Source organism: Pseudomonas sp. Bc-h, assembly GCF_002080045.1.
GTDB lineage: Bacteria > Pseudomonadota > Gammaproteobacteria > Pseudomonadales > Pseudomonadaceae > Aquipseudomonas.
Genome location: NZ_MUIN01000007.1, coordinates 276,728 through 294,068, shown reverse-complemented (window position 1 = coordinate 294,068; position 17,341 = coordinate 276,728). Strand labels below are relative to the sequence as shown.

General features: G+C 61.7%; 16 protein-coding genes. 8 read left to right on the top strand and 8 right to left on the bottom strand.

Annotated elements, in window-relative coordinates:
• The first annotated feature begins 60 nt into the window (after positions 1-60).
• Together BWR59_RS14245 and mug are read left to right on the top strand one after the other, a co-directional pair.
• A complete protein-coding gene (locus BWR59_RS14245) occupies positions 61-684 on the top strand; it encodes a TetR/AcrR family transcriptional regulator (RefSeq protein WP_081566275.1) in 624 nt (207 codons plus the stop codon).
• Between the two features lie 38 nt (positions 685-722).
• Positions 723-1,244: a G/U mismatch-specific DNA glycosylase gene (gene mug, locus BWR59_RS14240; protein ID WP_081566274.1), complete on the top strand. Its 522-nt coding sequence runs from the start codon at positions 723-725 to the stop codon at positions 1,242-1,244.
• A 7-nt stretch (positions 1,245-1,251) separates the two neighbouring features.
• Here mug and BWR59_RS14235 read toward each other — a convergent pair whose 3' ends face one another.
• The 5 genes from BWR59_RS14235 to BWR59_RS14215 all read right to left on the bottom strand — a co-directional run bounded on the left by BWR59_RS14235 (position 1,252) and on the right by BWR59_RS14215 (position 8,321).
• Positions 1,252-2,127 carry a phosphate/phosphite/phosphonate ABC transporter substrate-binding protein gene (locus BWR59_RS14235; RefSeq protein WP_081566273.1) on the bottom strand — a complete coding sequence of 292 codons (876 nt, stop codon included), beginning with the start codon at positions 2,125-2,127 and terminating at the stop codon, positions 1,252-1,254.
• Entirely contained in the window at positions 2,115-4,457 is a 2,343-nt protein-coding gene (locus tag BWR59_RS14230) for an EAL domain-containing protein (RefSeq protein WP_081566272.1), read from the bottom strand. Before BWR59_RS14230 ends, BWR59_RS14235 begins: the two co-directional genes overlap by 13 nt.
• A gap of 78 nt (positions 4,458-4,535) precedes the next feature.
• Positions 4,536-5,330 carry an iron export ABC transporter permease subunit FetB gene (gene fetB, locus BWR59_RS14225; RefSeq protein WP_081566271.1) on the bottom strand — a complete coding sequence of 265 codons (795 nt, stop codon included), beginning with the start codon at positions 5,328-5,330 and terminating at the stop codon, positions 4,536-4,538.
• On the bottom strand, positions 5,327-6,040 hold the full coding sequence (locus BWR59_RS14220; RefSeq protein ID WP_230982008.1) for an ATP-binding cassette domain-containing protein: 714 nt from the start codon (positions 6,038-6,040) through the stop codon (positions 5,327-5,329). The genes fetB and BWR59_RS14220 overlap by 4 nt, the downstream gene beginning before the upstream one ends.
• A gap of 799 nt (positions 6,041-6,839) precedes the next feature.
• Complete coding sequence (locus BWR59_RS14215; protein WP_081566270.1) at positions 6,840-8,321, bottom strand: MmgE/PrpD family protein; 1,482 nt, start codon at positions 8,319-8,321, stop codon at positions 6,840-6,842.
• 111 nt (positions 8,322-8,432) lie between these two features.
• Between BWR59_RS14215 and BWR59_RS14210 the strand changes: the two genes are divergently transcribed.
• Positions 8,433-9,332 (top strand): LysR family transcriptional regulator, encoded by a 900-nt coding sequence (locus BWR59_RS14210; protein ID WP_343286987.1) that lies wholly within the window; start codon positions 8,433-8,435, stop codon positions 9,330-9,332.
• A 103-nt stretch (positions 9,333-9,435) separates the two neighbouring features.
• Here BWR59_RS14210 and BWR59_RS14205 read toward each other — a convergent pair whose 3' ends face one another.
• Positions 9,436-10,332 (bottom strand): LysR family transcriptional regulator, encoded by an 897-nt coding sequence (locus tag BWR59_RS14205; RefSeq protein ID WP_081566269.1) that lies wholly within the window; start codon positions 10,330-10,332, stop codon positions 9,436-9,438.
• Positions 10,333-10,432: 100 nt separating this feature from the next.
• On the opposite strand from BWR59_RS14205, the gene BWR59_RS14200 reads away from it, so the two are divergent.
• Positions 10,433-11,296 carry an aldo/keto reductase family oxidoreductase gene (locus BWR59_RS14200; RefSeq protein WP_081566268.1) on the top strand — a complete coding sequence of 288 codons (864 nt, stop codon included), beginning with the start codon at positions 10,433-10,435 and terminating at the stop codon, positions 11,294-11,296.
• A 75-nt stretch (positions 11,297-11,371) separates the two neighbouring features.
• Here the strand turns inward: BWR59_RS14200 and BWR59_RS14195 are convergent, their stop codons facing one another.
• Both BWR59_RS14195 and BWR59_RS14190 read right to left on the bottom strand, forming a co-directional pair.
• On the bottom strand, positions 11,372-12,121 hold the full coding sequence (locus BWR59_RS14195; RefSeq protein WP_081566267.1) for a creatininase family protein: 750 nt from the start codon (positions 12,119-12,121) through the stop codon (positions 11,372-11,374).
• A 200-nt stretch (positions 12,122-12,321) separates the two neighbouring features.
• Positions 12,322-14,037 carry an amidase gene (locus tag BWR59_RS14190; protein ID WP_081566266.1) on the bottom strand — a complete coding sequence of 572 codons (1,716 nt, stop codon included), beginning with the start codon at positions 14,035-14,037 and terminating at the stop codon, positions 12,322-12,324.
• Between the two features lie 269 nt (positions 14,038-14,306).
• On the opposite strand from BWR59_RS14190, the gene BWR59_RS14185 reads away from it, so the two are divergent.
• Genes BWR59_RS14185 through BWR59_RS14170 form a run of 4 tightly spaced genes read left to right on the top strand, consistent with a single transcriptional unit; the run spans position 14,307 to position 17,259 of the window.
• Positions 14,307-15,515, top strand: coding sequence for a SpoIIE family protein phosphatase (locus BWR59_RS14185; RefSeq protein ID WP_230982019.1), 1,209 nt, complete (start codon positions 14,307-14,309; stop codon positions 15,513-15,515).
• Positions 15,516-15,523: 8 nt separating this feature from the next.
• On the top strand, positions 15,524-16,093 hold the full coding sequence (locus BWR59_RS14180) for a SiaB family protein kinase (RefSeq protein WP_081566264.1): 570 nt from the start codon (positions 15,524-15,526) through the stop codon (positions 16,091-16,093).
• An 18-nt stretch (positions 16,094-16,111) separates the two neighbouring features.
• The gene (locus BWR59_RS14175; protein WP_081566263.1) at positions 16,112-16,498 is read left to right on the top strand and encodes a DUF1987 domain-containing protein; all 387 of its coding nucleotides are present in this window, start codon (positions 16,112-16,114) and stop codon (positions 16,496-16,498) included.
• 14 nt (positions 16,499-16,512) lie between these two features.
• Positions 16,513-17,259: a GGDEF domain-containing protein gene (locus tag BWR59_RS14170; protein WP_081566262.1), complete on the top strand. Its 747-nt coding sequence runs from the start codon at positions 16,513-16,515 to the stop codon at positions 17,257-17,259.
• Positions 17,260-17,341 lie beyond the last annotated feature (82 nt).

The window sequence follows — 17,341 nt, the reverse complement described above, 5'->3', positions numbered from 1 at the left end:
TTTTGTGCGATGGTGTAAAAATATAGCCACATCCATCGCGACGCAAGGATTTTGTACGACATGGCACAAAATAAAACCGGAGAGGGAAAAGGCCGCGGCCGCCCTCGTGCGTACGACCCCGATGCGGCGCTGCAAAAGGCGCTGGGGGTGTTCTGGAGCACTGGCTACTCAGGCTCTTCACTGGACAGCATCGCCATCGCGGCCGGCATGAACCGCCCAAGCCTGTACGCGGCATTCGGCGACAAGCACGCGATCTATCTCAAGGCGCTGGAGCAGTACTGGGATTTCGCCGCCGCAGACATACACCAGGCGCTGACCAGTACCGAATTGACCCTGCCCGAAGCATTGATGCGTTTCTATGAGGGGCAACTGTCGATCTATTATTCCGGCGAAGGTCAGCCTCGAGGTTGCTTCGCCATCGGTACGGCGACAGCAGAGGCAGTGGAGCATGTGCAGATTCGCGAGCTGTTGGCGGAGCGATTGAGCCGACTGGACGCCGAACTTGAAGCTCGGTTGCGATCAGCGGTCGAGTCCGGCGAACTGGACACCGAGGCCGACCCAGCGGCGTTGGCCGTACTGGCATCGGCAATGCTGCACAGCATTTCTATCCGCGCCCGAGCCGGCAAACCCCGCGAAGAACTCACCGAGCTGGCGCGCAACGCCGTCAACGTCCTTTGCGGATAACGATCCCCCCGATCCTTGTCGGTTGAACGAGGTGTGCATTGGCTGAAGGCCTGAAAGACATCGTCGCAGGAAATCTGGCCGTGATTTTCTGTGGCATCAACCCGGGCATCACCGCCGCTGCCCAAGGGCGGCATTTCGCGGGTCGGGGCAATCGTTTCTGGCGCACGTTGCATCTGGCCGGTTTTACGTTAGAAGAACTGCGCCCTGAGGATGACCGCTCGATTCTGCACTATCGATGCGGGCTCACAGCGGTGGTCGCGCGGCCCACTGCGCGGGCGGATCAGCTCTCGTTACAGGAGTTCAAGGCAGCGGCGGCGGATTTCGAACAGAAGATCGCCCGCTGCGCGCCGCGTTTCGTGGCTTTTCTGGGCAAGGCTGCGTATGCCGCATTATCCGGACAGAATGAGCTGAAATGGGGGCGTCAGGGTGTGACGTTCGGCAATGCCGAGGTTTGGGTGCTGCCTAATCCCAGCGGGCGAAACCTGGGGTTCTCGCTGGAGCAACTGGTGAGCGCCTATCGCGATTTGTATCTCGCAGCGCTGGAACCTGAAGCCGCCTGAGCCATTGTCATCGCGCCGTTGGCGCCGCTTCCATCATGCGCAGCAGGGGCGCGTATTCGGCGTGGCTGACCGGGACGATGCCGGAGGCTTCCTGGGAGTCGAGAAATTGCGCCAGGCCTTGCTGATCGTTGAGCATTGCGTTGCGGATGCGTTCCTTGAGAGCGCCGCATAAGGTGCCGCTGAAGACGAACGGGTCGTAATAGATCGGCGCCGAACGCCACAGGACCTTGAAGGTGTCGCGCCCGATCAGGCCCCGGTTGATGTATTCGTCGGCTCGCACGCTTGAGACAAACACCGCGTCCGCCTTGCCAGCCAGTAGCGCATCCAGCGATTTGTCGTGGGAGCCTGAGTACGCGACAGCACCGAAAAACTGCGCCAGCGGCAGGCCCACTACGGCCGAGAACTCGGCGTTTGGCACGATATTGCCCGAGGTGCTGGCCGGGTCCGTCAATACCACTCGCTTGCCGCGAAGTGCCTCGATGTCGGGGACTTTGCTTCCAGCCAGCAGCAGCGCCTGATAGTGATGACCGGCCGGTGTGAAATAGCCGTGGCTGATGGTGAGGCTGGCGAAGGGCTCGATGCGCGGATCACGCTGGTAGGCGAGCATGTAGGACGCCGGCCCCAGCCAGGCAATGTCGACGCCGCCAGAGACAATCGCATCGACCACGCTTTCGTAAGACGAGGAGGGCACGATTTCCACCGCAATACCGGTCGCCTTGCTGAGCCGCTCGATCAACGGCCTCTGCTCCTGGAGCAATTCTTCCATGCTTTTTTTCGGGATGACGGCGATGCGCAGGCTCTGTTGCGTGCATTGAGCGGCTTGAACCACAGGCGCCAGCAACAGCGCTGCCAGCAAAGCGATGAGACAGGTTACGGAACGCATGTTTTTTCCCGTTCATCCTTGAGTGCCGCATTGGCGAACGGCGGGTATTCACGCAGTTGTGGCACCGATAACGGCCGGCTGAAGTGATAGCCCTGGGCGATATCGCAGCCAGCCAGCTTCAGGCACACCACTTGCTCGCGGGTTTCCACGCCTTCGGCGACCACCACCAGTCCCAGGCGCTTGGCGAGAATAATGGTGGACGAGACGATGGGGCTGTCGTCGGGGCTGTTGGACAGTGGGGCGATCAGTGTGCGGTCGATCTTCAGCTTGGTCAGTGGCAGCGATTGCAGGTGAGCGAACCCGGCGTAACCCTTGCCGAAATCGTCGAGGCTGATGTTCATCCCGGCATCGCGCAGGCGTTGCAGATGCTCGATGGCGCGTCCCTCCTGATCGAGCAAGGCAGTCTCGGTGATCTCCAGCTCCATCCACTGCGGTTCGATGCCGTGACGGGCGAGCTTGGCGAGCACCCGGTCGCTGAAATCGTGCTGGTGCAATTGCAGCGCCGAGACGTTGACTGCCAGTCGCAGTTCGCGCCCTTCCGACTGCCAGAGTTCCAGGGTTTCGCAGGCCAGGCGCAGCACTTCCCAACCCAGTGCGATGATGAAACCGCTGCGCTCGGCCAGTGAGATAAAGCGGTCGGGATAGAGCAGGCCGAACTCGGGATGTTCCCAGCGCACCAACGCCTCGTAGCCATCGACGAGCATCGAGTCCAGACGAACCTGTGGCTGGTAATGCAGGACGAATTGGCGTTCCTTCAGCGCGCTGCCGAAAGCCTGCTCCAGAATGAATTCCTCGACGTCGGCCACGTTCAGCGAGGGGTCGAAGAAGCGGTATTGCCCACGGCCTGCACGCTTGGCCGAGTACATGGCGGCATCGGCGCTGCGAATCAGGTCTTCGACATCCTGACCGTCGCGCGGGCAAATGCTCACGCCGACGCTTGGGCTCGTGGTGACTTCGTGTTCGCCGAGGGAGTAGATCGCCGACAGTTTTTGCACCAATGTCCGGACCCAGGCATCGATCTGATCTTCGGAGCGCTCGCCCGCCAGCAGCACGACGAATTCATCGCCGCCAAACCGCGCAGCCTCATCGTCGGTCTCCAGCATACGGCTGATGCGCCCGGCCACGGCTTGCAGCAGCATGTCGCCGACCTTGTGGCCCAGCGAATCGTTGATGGATTTGAAGCGGTCCATGTCGATGAACAGAATGGCCATCAGGCGCCGCTTACCGCGCTGGGTGGACAGGGTGCGCGCAGCGACATCAAGGAACTGACGTCGGTTGTGCAACCCGCTCAGGTGGTCGGTGGCGGCGGCGTGACTGCTGCGCCGGTGCTCTTCTTCGAGGCGATCGATCAACTGCTGATTCACCTGCTGCGCGTCTTCCAGCGCATTGAACGCCTCCTGACGGTTGCGCAGTACGCGCAAGGTCCAGAACAGACTGCCCAGCAACAGCACCGTCATGCACAGGTTCAGCCACAGTTGGCGCTGATAGGTAAGGCGCGAAGAGGCGAGAATCTCGTCCTCGGCCTGGCTCACCATCACGCTGAAACCGCGCTGTGGCACCCGCAGATACATGCTCTGGTAAACGCTGGGCCCGGCCTGTTGAACCAGCCTGCCTGACGATTCGCCTTTGCCTGGCAGGTCAGGTGCCATCGACTCACCGGCCACCACCACGCCGCTGCTGCTGATGCGCAGCCGTTCGCGGCCGTCGTTGTCCAGCAGACGCATCAGGCCGGTCTGGCCTAGATCGATGTGTTCGAACAGCGCAGCGATGTAGCCCACATCCAGCTGCACCACCAGAATGCTGTCCATCTTGCCGGTTGCAGAGTCGATCAGCGGCAACAGAAACGGCAAGCGCCAACTGGGCAACAACGCATTGGTCTGGGAGGGCGCGATATCGGGCAAGAGCGCTTTGTAGCCATAGTGCTCGGCGTGTGTTTGCAACTGCGCCAGCCAATCGGCAGACAACTGGCGAGGCTCGTCGAAATGGCTGGCGGATAACAATTGGCCGTCGTTGTCGTACAGGCTCATGCGTTTGAACACCGGGTCTTCGGCGAGCATGCGCACCAGCCCGCGATGGCGTTGGCCGAGGTCATCCATGTCGCCGCGAGTGACCCTGCCGATGGCCTGGGCGCGGTCGACGAGCTGGCGCAGGTTCTCTGCGGCGATCGTTGCCAGGTTCAGGTGTTCAGCGGATTTGGCCGCCAGCGCTTCATGGTGCGACGTGGCTTTTTGCTGAAAATACAGCGCCCACAGAAACACCAGCGTTGCGGCGCACAGGGTCATGAGCAGCAGTTGCAGAAAGCTGAGGGAAGAGAAAGATCGGCGGATCACTGCTTGAATTTCCTGCCGCGAGATGATGGCAGAATACTACTAGTTTATGACTGATTCGTGACGGCCACGCCTGACCCCTCAAGTGCGCACCACCAAGCGATGAATCATGAATCGATGATCCGCCGAGAACAGCCGCCGAAACGTCAGCAACACCGCGCAGACAGTACCCAACGCCGAGCCGGCAGCGATCAGGAACATGATCATGATCTGATAACGCACTGCGCTTTCGGGGTCCTGTCCGGCCAGGACCTGACCGGTCATCATGCCTGGCAGGCTGACGATGCCGACCACGGTCATCTGGTTCAGCGTCGGCATCATCCCGGCTCGCACTGCTGATCGCGCCGCCGATTGCGCGGCTTCCCAACGGGTTCCACCCAGCGCAAGAATCATCTCGATGGTAGTGCGACCTGAGGTCAATTCCTGAGTCATGCGCTCCATTCCCAGTGAAACGGCGGTCAGCGTATTACCCAGAATCATCCCCAGAATCGGGATCGCATATTGCGGCTCGTACCACGGGCGGATGTGAATGACCACGAACAAACCGATGGCGGCGACCAGCCAGGAACTGCTCCAGACCGACAGCACGCTGTCGATCAATTGCCCGGCGTAGGTGCGTTTGCCTCGGCCTGCCGCCGAAATCCCAGCGACCAGAGTCATCAGGCACATCAGCGGCAACACCACGTACCAGTGCGCATTGGCGAACACCCAGCCGAGGACGTAACCCACGGCCAACAGCTGGACCACGGTACGAATCGAGGCCCAGAGTAGCTGGCGCTCCAGACCGAGCTTGAGCATCACCGACAGCGCGCCATTGATGAGCATCAGCGTGGCGGCGATGGCCAGGTCGATGGCGGTCAGATTCTGATAATTCATGGGGCATCTCCCGACAGCAACACGCCTTTGTTCATCGTCAGGTGCACTGTGCTCATGCGCCTGGCCTGTTGCGGGTCGTGGGACACCCAGATATAAGCGCGCGAGCCAGCGCCAGCGTCGAACCAGTGCCGCACCAGGGATTCGACTGCGCCCGCCGATTGCGGGTCGAGGGCCGAGGTGGGTTCGTCGAAGAGCATCACCTGCGGCTCCAGTTGCAGTGCGCGTACCAGCGCGATGATCTGCGATTCGCCACCGGAAAGATCCCCGGCAGGCTTGCTCAGGAATGACGCGTCCTTGCCAGCCTTAGCCAGCAGATCGGTCGCGACGTTCAGGTTGAAGGTGCGTTTGCGCAGGCTTCTCAGGGTGTACGGGAACTGCAGGTTGTCCAGCACCGTGCCTTCGATCAATGCCGGGCGCTGTGCCAGATAGCAAACGCAGGTGCGGTAGGCAGGAATCATGTCGTTCGGCACAGGTTGATGCTGCCACAGAATCTCGCCGCTGGCCGGTGCGTCGAGCATTGCCAGCGTGCGCAGGAACACGCTTTTGCCAGATCCCGAGGGGCCGGTGATCGCAATCTGCGCGCCAGGCATCAGCACAAAGTCGGTAGGTTTGAGGAGTTGGGTGACGCCGGTCGGGTCGAGACGACTCAATTGCCTGACATCGAGCAGGGCCTGGGGTTTCGGGGTAGGAAATGAGGTGCTCGACGACACAGTGATTCCTTACCGGGCGGGCATGGGCAGAGGTTTTGTATTATTGCCCATTCAGCCGTAGCAGACACGGGGGCTGAATGAATCAATGGGAGGGAGCTTGCTCGCGGAGACGGTGGATCAGAGGCATTGATGCCGACTGACCCGGCGTCGTCGCGGCCCTCGTAACCTCGGAACCCTCCCACGGGATGGTTGTGAGCCGCAGAAGTGCGGTCCATTTTCGGCATGTGGCCGTCCTTGCCCATCAGCCCTGCGCAAGGCCCTGGATTTGATGTGATCCACAATATCCAGGCCAGACACACATCAACCGTGGGAGGGAGCTTGCTCGCGAAGGCGGTGGATCAGAGACATTGATGCCGACTGACCCGCGCCTTCGCGGCCCTCGTAACCTCGGAACCCTCCCACGGGATGGGTGGTGAACCGTAGATGCTCGGTAAACCCTGGATTTGATGTGATCCTACGATATCCAACCCAGACACACATCAACCGTGGGAGGGAGCTTGCTCGCGAAGGCGGTGGATCAGAGACATTGATGCCGACTGACCCGCCGCCTTCGCGGCCCTCGTAACCCCGTAACCCCGGAACCCTCCCACGGGTTGGGTGGTGAACCGTAGATGCTCGGTAAACCCTGGATTTGATGTGATCCTACGATATCCAGGCAAGACACACATCAACCGTGGGAGGGAGCTTGCTCGCGAAGACGTAAGTACCTCAACGTTTATTTAGTGGATGTACGTCAGCTCTCGCGAGCAAGCTCCCTCCCACAGGTTCAACGTTTGTGCCGTGCCGTGGCGTTCAAACGCTACACCACCGCTGCCTTGGCGATATCCCCCGCATTGGCCAGTTTCTCCACCGACCAGCAGGTGTCGATCAATTTGCGCACTTGAGCGTCGGGCAGGATGCCCTTGGCCAGGTCGGTGAATTTGGCCTCCAGCTGCTGATCGCTCATCGGCACTTCCAGACTGCCGATCGCATGTTCGATGAATTTATGCAGCACGCGGCCGTCTTTCAGGGTGATGGTCATGTCCACCTGTTCCGGTTTGATCGCCGGGTCGACCGTCGCCGTGACCCGTTCGCGCAAAGCGATCACTTTCGGATCGTTGACTGCGCGGTCGCTGTACTGCCGTTCTCCCGCCGCGCCTTCGATGATCGCCACGGCCACGGAGTGGTAAATGCTGAACTTGCCCTCCAGACCGATTTTCGGCGTCTTCTTGCCCGTCAGCTCGATGACCAGCGGATGCACCTTGAGGTCGATGCGCGCGATTTGATCCTCGGTCAGCTTGTTCTGATTGCGCAGCTGGATCGCCGCGTCCAGCGCCGGGTGGATCACGATGCCGCAGGCGAAAGGCTTGTAGGTGTTGAGCGCTGCTTCATAACGCTGGCCCAGGCCCTCGGTGATCTCCCGATAATCCTGCTTGGTGCTGATGGTGTTGGCCCATCCGCGTTTGGCTTCGATCATGCCGTCGGAACTGGTGTAGTCCTTGGAGGCCAGCAGCGCTGCGAACAGGCCGTTGCTGGCGGCGCGACCGGGGTTGAAACTCTTGTTCATCGAGCCGAACGATTCACGCAGGCCCACCGGTTGCGAGGCCGCGAGTCCCAGCGCCCAGACCATCTGCTGCTCGGTAAGGCCCAGAATCTTCCCGGCCGCCGCTGCTGCGCCGAACACCCCGGCGGTCCCGGTGATGTGCCAGCCCACGTCGTAGTGGTTGGGGTAGACCGCGTTGCCGATCCGGCATTCGGTCTCGACGCCCAGCACCACCGCGTTGAGGAAGTCCTTGCCCGACACCGGGTGGTATTCAGAGAGCGCAAGAATCGCTGACACCACCGGGCCTGCGGGGTGAATGATGGTTTTCAGGTGGGTGTCATCGAAATCGAAAATGTGGCTGGCCACGCCGTTCAGGAACGCCGTGTTCATGATGTCCAGACGCTCAGAGCGGCCCAGAAGACTCGCCTGCGCCGGGCCGGAAAACGGCTTGAGCGCAGACAGCGCGCGCTCCACCGTTTCATGGTGAGAGCCACCGACCGCCACGCCGACCCAGTTCAACAGCGTGCGCGTACCTTCCTTGCGCACGTTGGCGGGAAGGTCTTCATAGCGGGCGTTGACCAGGTAACGGGCCAGGATGCGCGTCACAGGTTCAGGCGCTGAAACGGGCGCGGGTGCAGGATCGGCAGCTTTCATTTTCTCCCCCTGGGCCAAGGCTGAAAGGGACAGGCCGGGTGTCGCAGCGGCGACCGAGGCGATGGCGCCAGCCTTGAGCAGGCCGCGTCGATTGATCGTAGTCATGAGGTGCGCTCCATTATTTATGATTGTTTGAGGACACGTGCCGAGCAGCACCCAGCGATCATGAAGCAGCGGTGCTAGCATTTGAATTGCAAGAATCTGATGGATCTATGCATGCCAAACATGAATCTGGAAATGAGCGATTTGCGCGCCTTTGTCGCGGTCGCCGAGTTGGGAACCTTCAGTGCAGCCGCGCTGGACCTCCATTTATCGCAACCCGCGCTGTCGCGGCGGATCTCTAAACTGGAAGCGAAGATGGGCGTGCGCCTGCTCGAACGCACCACGCGCCGGGTCGACCTCACTGCCTTCGGCCGCGACTTTGCGCGCAAGGCGCGGGACATCCTCAATAGCCTCGATGAGTCGTTGATCGGGCTGGGAGAGGTGGCCGCACGCATGACTGGCGAAGTCACCGTGGCTTGCGTTCCGTCAGTGGTGCGTTATTTCCTGCCGCAAGTGCTCAAGGACTTTCATGAGCAATACCCGCGCATCGTCATCCGCATCATGGACGAGGGTGCCAGCGACGTGCTGTCCAGCGTGGTGCGCAACGAGGCTGATTTCGGCCTGAATTACATCGGTGTTCAGGAAGCCAACATCGACTTTCAGGCGGTGCTGAAAGAAGCCTTCGTCGTCGCCTGCCGCCGCGATCATGCCTTGGCCAAACGCAAAAAAGTCAGCTGGGCAGAGCTCAAAGCGTACGACTACATGAGCGTCGCCAAAGCCAGCGGAAATCGCTTGCTGCTCGATCTGGCCCTGGCGGACAGTGCCGACCTGCCGCGTTCGTTCTGCGAAGTGCGGCATGTGATGAGCGTGGTCAGCCTGGTCGAGGCCGGCGTGGGCATCGCCGCGGTGCCTCGCCTTGCGATGCCTGATGACGACCACCCGCTGCTGGTGAGCGTGCCGTTGGTCGATCCTGTGGTCAGCCGCACGGTCGGTTTGATCAGGCGTCGCGGGCGCGTGCTGTCGGCAGCGGCGCAACAGCTTTACGACATGATCGGGGAGCGTGGACGCGAATGAAGGTCGAGGGCTGAGTCATTGGGGCGCAGTCAGGGTCGGTAGATCCGTTGATCGTTCCCGCGCTCCACGTCGTAACGCCTCTGGTAAAGCTGTAGGCGTTACCTCACCCCGCCCTGATGAAATCCACGAACGCTCTCAGCGGCGACGGCAGATATTTGCGGCCGGGGTAGTAGAGAAACGGGCCGCTGAAGCTTTGCCACCAGGGTTCGAGGATGGGTTCCAGTGCGCCGCTTTCAAGATGTGGGCGCAGCCAGTCTTCGAAGAGGAAGACGATGCCCAGGCCGTCAATGGCAGCCTGGACGGCGAGGTCGATGGCGCCGGAGATGTTGACGAGCAAGGGGCCGGTGGGGTCGACGCGGATGGTTTCGCCGTTGCGCTCGTATTCCCACAAGGGCATCGCGCCGCTGGGGAATTTGCCGCGCAGGCAGTCGTGGTCGAGCAGGTCCCGAGGATGTCGGGGGCGGCCTCGGGCATCGAGGTAGGCAGGGGAGGCGGCGGTGGCGAAGCGCTGGAAACGTGGGCCGATGGGGACCGCGATCATGTCTTGTTCCAGGCGTTCGTCGTAGCGAATCCCGGCATCGCAACCGGCCGCGAGCATGTCGACGAAGCTCTCTTCGACGATCACCTCCAGGCGGATATCCGGATGCGCTTGCAGGAACGGCGTGATGATCGCCGGCAGCACCAGCCTTGCCGCACTGGCAGGCACGTTGAGTTTCAGGGTGCCGGAAGGGCGGTCGCGAAAGTCGTTCACCACATCCAGCGCCGATTCGACTTCACCCAGGGCAGGCACGATGCGCTCCATCAGCCGAGCCCCGGCCTCGGTGGGCACCACGCTTCGGGTCGTGCGATTGAGCAAGCGCACCCCCAGCCGGGCTTCCATGCGCCGCACCGCATCACTCAGGCTCGACGCCGATTTGCCGCTCACCCGCGCGCCTTCGCGAAAGCCGCCTGCTTTGACCACGGCCACGAAGGCCAACACATCTTGAATATCCGCCGCCATTGTTCGCTCATCCGTACAACCTGTGCCGATTGCACCTGATTATCAGTGAAGTGGTCAACGCCTATAGTGGCACCACCTTACCTTGATAGAGGCAAACGACATGAGCGACGCCAGTAAAGCAGGCACTTTTCAATTGGGCGGGCGCAGCGTGAACCGCATGGGCTACGGCGCCATGCAACTGGCCGGTCCCGGCGTGTTCGGGCCACCGAAGGACCCTGCTGCTGCCGTCGCGGTCTTGCGCGAGGCCTTGGCATTGGGCGTGAACCACATCGACACGTCCGACTTCTATGGCCCACACGTCACCAATAAGCTGATCCGCGAAGCGCTGCATCCTTATGCAGAAGAGCTGGTGATCGTCACCAAGGTCGGTGCGCAGCGTGGCGCGGATGGTTCGTGGAATCCTGCGCAAAGCCCCGAAGAGCTGACTCGCGCGGTACACGACAACCTGCGCAATCTTGGCCTGGATGCGCTGGAAGTCGTGAACATGCGAGCGTGGGGCAATATGCATTCGCCGGGCGAGGAGTCCATCGAAGCGCAGTTCACCGCGCTGGCCGAACTGCAACGCCAGGGCCTGATTCGTCATCTGGGCCTGAGCAACGTCACGGCGGCGCAGGTGAAGCAGGCGCAGAGCATCGCCAAGGTCGTATGCGTGCAGAACTACTACAACCTGTCCCATCGCAACGACGAACAACTGATCGCCGAGCTCGGCAAACAGGGCATTGCCTACGTGCCGTTCTTCCCGCTGGGCGGTTTCACGCCGCTGCAATCGGACACGCTGGCCAGCGTCGCCCAGCGCATGGGCGCGTCGCAGCTGTGCATTGCGTTGGCCTGGCTGCTGCAACGTGCGCCGAACATCCTGCTGATACCGGGCACTTCGTCGGTGGCTCATTTGCGGGAAAACCTGACTGCCAGTGAGCGAGTGATTCCTGCTGATTTGCTGGCTGAGCTGGATGCCGTGGGATAGTAGGGAGCGGCGCTGTGGCATCGGTTTAACGGCCATGACGGCACCGATGCCACGGGAGAGGACTTGCGATGCTGCTTAGCTCGGCGACACTTCCCGGCTGAACGCCGCAAGTTCTTTGATCAGGCCTTGCGCCGCGAGCCGCACCAATTCTCCGCCTTTTTCCGGGCTTGCCAGATCCGGGTCGGAACCCATACGGCCGTCCGGGAAGCGGGCGCGGAAGTCGTGGGCTTCACGAATCGGGCCCATGTTGGCGATCTGTGGGGAGTAGGACGCGGACTTGATCGCATCTGGATAGGCCCACTGGGTCACGGCGATCTCCGAGGGCGTGGCGTGGACACCATGGCCTGTCGGGAATTGCTCGTGGGCCAGTTTGCCAACGCCTTCAAGGTCCCACCAGTTGCACAGCTTCAGGGCGAATCCTGCGGGGCGGCGGGCGAAGCTGGCTTCGGCGTAAAGCTCGGAAAACGCAGCCTCGATGGAGGCGACGTTACCGCCGTGACCGTTGAGGAACAGGATCTTCTCCAAGCCGTGGCCCACCAGAGAACGTGTCCAGTCGCCGATGGCGGCGATAAACGTCGAAGGGCGCAGGGAAATGGTGCCCGGGAAACCCAGGTGGTGTTGCGCCATGCCGATATTGAAAGTCGGTGCGATCAGAATGTCGGCGTTCTTCTGGGCTTCTTCAGCGATGATCTGCGGGCACATCCAGTCGGTGCCCAGCAGGCCGGTCGGGCCATGCTGTTCGTTGGAACCGATGGGGACCACGATGGTGCGGCTGCGGGTCAGGAATTGTTCGATCTCGCGCCAGGTCGACAGGTGTAAAAGCATGGTTGTTTCCTCTCTCGGGCTTGCCCGTTCTGGTTGATGACGGGTTGGAGTGGGTGGTCGAAACTGTCACACGGCACGGACAGCCCGGCAATGACACCTAAGTGCAGGTGTCGGGTTCTTCGTTGAACGACAGGGATCGCATCGACGATCCAGCGGCGGGGAAGGGCTTGGCGCCATTGCGGCGCCAAGCCCTTTTGCGTTTAGCGTTTTGCCGATGACAGCGCTGGCGTACGCGGCGGAATCAGTCGCTTGCTGCCGGTCGATTCGAAGGCCGAAGCCAGCTTTAGCAGCGTCGAATCATCGTAGGCGCGCCCGGCGAATGTCAGGCCGACCGGCATGCCGATGTCCGGCATCACGCCCATCGGTACGGTGACAGTCGGCACGCCCAGGTGGCGAATGGCGAGGTTGCCGTTAGCCACCCAGACGCCGTTGCTCCAGGCGATATCCGCCGAGTCGGGGTTGACGTCGGCATCCGCAGGGCCGACATCGGCCACCGTCGGGAACAGCACCGCGTCCAGTCCCAGTCGATCCATCCAGTCTTCCAGATCCATCTTGCGGGTCTTTTCCAGGCCGCGCAGGCCGTCGGCCAGCGTGGGGATCTTGTCCCACGGTGTGATGCCGCGCTCGGCCATGCGCACGTATTCGTCCATGCCAGCGGCGAGATCGCCCTCGCGATTCGGCAAGGTGCCGGGGTCATGGGGGAAGATCTTCGGACCGTCCACATCCACCAGACGGTTCAGCTTCGGATCACCGTTGGCCCGCAAAAAGTCATCGAAGGCCCAGGCCGACAGATCCCACAACTCGTGGTGCAGGAACTCCTTGGAGACGATGCCGCGATTGAACACGGTCGGCGCACCGGGGCGGTCGCCCTCGCAATTGGAAACCAGCGGGAAATCGACTTCGATGACTTCGGCGCCTGCCGCTTCGAGGGCCTTGCGCGCTTCCTGCCAAAGCCCGATCACCGAAGGGCGGGTATTGATGCGTTGCCCGGTGGGGCCGCCGATGCCCGGCGCGTCACTGGTGCCGGCTTGCGGGTCGGCATTGATGTACATGCGCGGTATGCCCAGACGCTTGCCGGCCAGCGCGTCGGCTTTCACGGCGAGTTCGGCATAAGAAGCAGGACGCACCGACTCAACGGCCGGAATCGGCACCCACGGCTGCAAACGCCACAGGTCGCCACGGGTGTCGGAATCGGGTGCCACGACCACGTCGAGGACTTCCAGCAGGTCGGCCATGGTCCGGGCGAACGGCACGACCACGTCCATGGTCGGCGTCAGCGGCCAGTTGCCGCGCACCGAAATCACTCCGCGCGAAGGCGTGTAGGCACATAAACCGTTGTTCGACGCCGGGCCGCGTCCGCTCGACCAGGTTTCTTCCGCCAGACCGAATGCCGCAAAGCTGGCCGCCGTTGCGGTGCCAGCACCGTTGGACGAGCCGGAGGCGAAGGGGGCGGTGAGGTAGTCGCCGTTGTACGGGCTCTGCGCACGCCCATAGACGCCGCGCTGCATTCCGCCGTTGGCCATCGGCGGCATGTTGGTCTTGCCCAGGCAGATCGCCCCGGCGCCGCGCAACCGTTCGATGGTGAAGGCATCGCGACATGCGACCAGGTCGGCGAAGGCCGGGCTTCCGGAAGCAGCGGTGAGGCCCTTGACCAGATAGCTGTCTTTGGCAGTGTAGGGAATGCCGTCCAGGGGGCCCAGGGTTTCGCCTTTGGCGCGGCGGGCGTCGGCGGCTTGCGCTTCTTTGAGTGCCTCGGGGTTGCGCACCACCACGGCATTCAGCGCGGTCGGCGTGTCCGGGCCATCGTAGGCGTCGATCCGAGCCAGATACGCCTTGACCAGTTCAACCGACGTGGTCTGCCCGGACTCCAGCGCTGCGCGCAGATGGGCGATGGAAACTTCGGTGACTTCGATCATGCGGTCACCGCCATAGGCAGGGAGGAGAGGCTGAGAGGTGTTTCAAAATGGTTTTTCATATCGCTTTCCGTTTCTGCGCCGTGCGACGGGGGCTGACGTACAACCTGAAGGCGGTATTTAACACCAAGTGCGGGGTCGCAGGCATGGGAGTAAAACGCCAGACCTGAACATATCCGCTTTTTGTAACATCACTTTAATATCACCTTGATAGTCTCCGCGCTTTAGTCTGGCGCGGTGGCACGAGCATGCAGGCAGAACATTTCACATTCATGCGTCCGGCATTGCCGAGGGATCACCGGTGCGCCGGCGATCTGTGCAATGAAGTGCCCGGTATCGACTCCGACAGCACCAACAGCCGGGTCATGGAAATCTTCTCGGCCCATCGCGATCGGGCCAGCCTGGCGGTGGTGGAGGGCGAGCGGCCAATCGGGCTGATCAACCGCAACATCTTTCTGTCGCAGATGAGCAAGCCGTTTCACCGCGAGCTGTACGACAAGAAAAGCTGCATCGCCTTCATGGACAAGGAACCGCTGATCGTCGATGCGCAGATGAGCATTGAAGAACTGACGTTCAAGACCGTGGAGTTCGGTGAAAAGGCCCTGGCGGACGGCTTCATCGTCACCCGCAACGGACGTTTCGCAGGGCTCGGCAATGGCCTGGAATTGATGGCGGTGGTCGCGGCCATGCAGGCCGAGAAAAACCGCCAGATGATGCAGAGCATCGAATACGCCAGCGTCATCCAACGCGCCATGCTGCGCGCCTCCCGTGAGGCGCTGACCTCGACCCTGGACGATGCCTCGCTGTTGTGGGAGCCGCGAGATGTAGTGGGCGGCGATTTCTATCATTTCTGCGCCTATCCGGACGGCTGGTTTGGCGCCATTGCCGACTGCACCGGGCATGGCGTGCCGGGGGCGTTCATGACCCTGATCGCCTCCTCGTCGCTGACGCAGGCATTGAACCAGCTGGGGCCACGCAACCCCGCGCGGCTGTTGTCGGCGGTCAACCGCAGCGTCAAGGAGCTGCTGGGGCAGGTCGACGGACTGGACGGCACCCCCGAGTCCGACGACGGCCTGGACGCCGCGTTCTTCTGGTTCGAGAACGCCACGCAGATCCTCAACTTCGCCGGCGCACGCATGGCCCTGCACGTGCTGCAACCCGATGCCGAACAGCTGCAGACCATCGCCGGACAGCGCATGGGCGTGGGCTACGTGGACAGCGATTTCGACTACGAGTGGTCGATCAGCACCGCGCAGATGCAGCGCGGCAGCCTGATGTTCATTGCCACTGACGGCATGACCGATCAAATCGGCGGCCCGAAGAAAATCGCTTTCGGCAAACGCAAGGCGTTCGACACCATCGTCGAGCACCGCACCCAGTCATCGAGCGCTGTCTGCGAAGCGCTGCAAGCGGCACTGGCCGTGTGGCAGGGCGAGCAGACCCGTCGTGACGACCTGACCTTATTCTGTGCCCGTCTTTAGGAATGATGATGTTCAACTCACCCACTGCTCAGCAGGACTGCACGTTCTTCGATCTCGCCCAACAGCGGAACGTGATTTTCTATCATATGGGGTATTTCTCCCATCACATCATTTCGGCAATGGCCGAGGTGGTGAAGTTGCAGCTGGAAATCTCGGGCGTCAGTGGCCCCACGCGGCGCAAGCTGTTTTCCTCATTCGTCGAACTCTCGCAGAACATCATTCATTACTCCTCCGATGCCCTCAGCGCATCGGTTGCCGATGAGTCCGGACTGCGTCAGGGCGCGGTGTGCATCAGCAGTGACGGCGAGCGCCATCTGATGCTCTGCGCCAACCCGATCGCTACCGTCGACATCGAACGCCTGCGTGAAAAACTCGAGCCGCTGCGCAACATGTCGATCGAAGAAATCAAGCAGGCCTACAAAGTGACGCTGCGCGCCGAGACACCGGAAGACAGCAAGGGCGCGGGCCTGGGCTTTCTGACCATGGCCCGCGACGCCTGCGCGCCTCTGGAATTCGGTTTTCATCCGCGCGCCGACGACCCGGACACCACTCTGTTTTGCCTTAAAGCCACTATCTGAATTGAGCGACGCCTAGCCATGGACAACTTCTACATCGAAGCAACGGCCACTTCGCCGGAAATCGATTTTCGTTTCGACCAGCACCTTCTTTCGATGAAAGGCGAGTCCTACCCGGAAAACGCCGCGGCCTTCTATGCACCCATCGTGCAGCAACTGCGCAGTTATCTGGCGAGCAAGGAAGGAGCGACGATCACCGCCAACATCGCGCTGGCGTACTTCAACAGCTCAAGTACCAAGATGCTGTTCAGCATTTTCGATGCCCTGGATCAGGCCGCCGAAGCCGGTAATCAGATCATCGTGAACTGGTACCACGAAGAAGAAGACGAAACCATCTTCGAGTTCGGCGAAGAGTTGAAGGCCGATTTCACCTCGATCATCTTCAACGACCATCCCGTAACGACGTGAACAGGATCATGGACATGGCAGCTTCAGTGGCTTCCTTCGGGGCTTCCAAAGATCCGGCTCCGGACCTGTTCAAAAGCGAGGCCGAGGCGCTGGAGCAGGCGCGCTCAACGCTGGCGCAGACCCACGCGGACGCGCAGGTGTATCGCCAGTCGCTGTCCGAGCTGGCGTCCCACTACGAGCGGCTCATGCGCGAAACCCGGCGCCTGATCGGTCGCAGTGACCGCGCAGAGCGTGAGATGAATGCGCTCAACGCCCAGTTGCAGACCCTGGCCCGGCAGTTGGAATACCGTGCTACGCACGACGCACTGACAGGTGTGCTGAACCGCGGTGCGATCATCGAGATGACCACCCAGGCCTTGTTGCGCACGGGCGCGGTGATGATCGTGCTGGACATCGATCACTTCAAGCATGTGAACGATGAGTTTGGCCATCCTGCAGGCGATGCGGTGATACAGGGCATCGTCGACTGCCTGCGGCGCATCGTTGGCGAACACGCCGCGATTGGCCGGGTCGGCGGGGAAGAATTCACGGTGTTGATCCCCGGCGGGCAACTCGAAGAAGGCCTGACACTGGCCGAAGCCATGCGCCAGGCCATCGCCGATCACGTATTCGGCCACCCGGTGGACCGCTGCATCACGGCCAGCTTTGGCGTCAGCGCCAATCCCACGGGCACGCGCTTCGATGATGCCTATGGCCTGGCGGACACGGCGCTTTATCACGCCAAGCGGGCGGGGCGAAATCGTGTGGAAGTGGCGGACTGAAAGCTCTACGCTTTTTGATCCTTCCCACGCTCCGCGTGGTAACGCCGATCTGGATGATCCGTGCCCGTGCCCGGTTGACGCA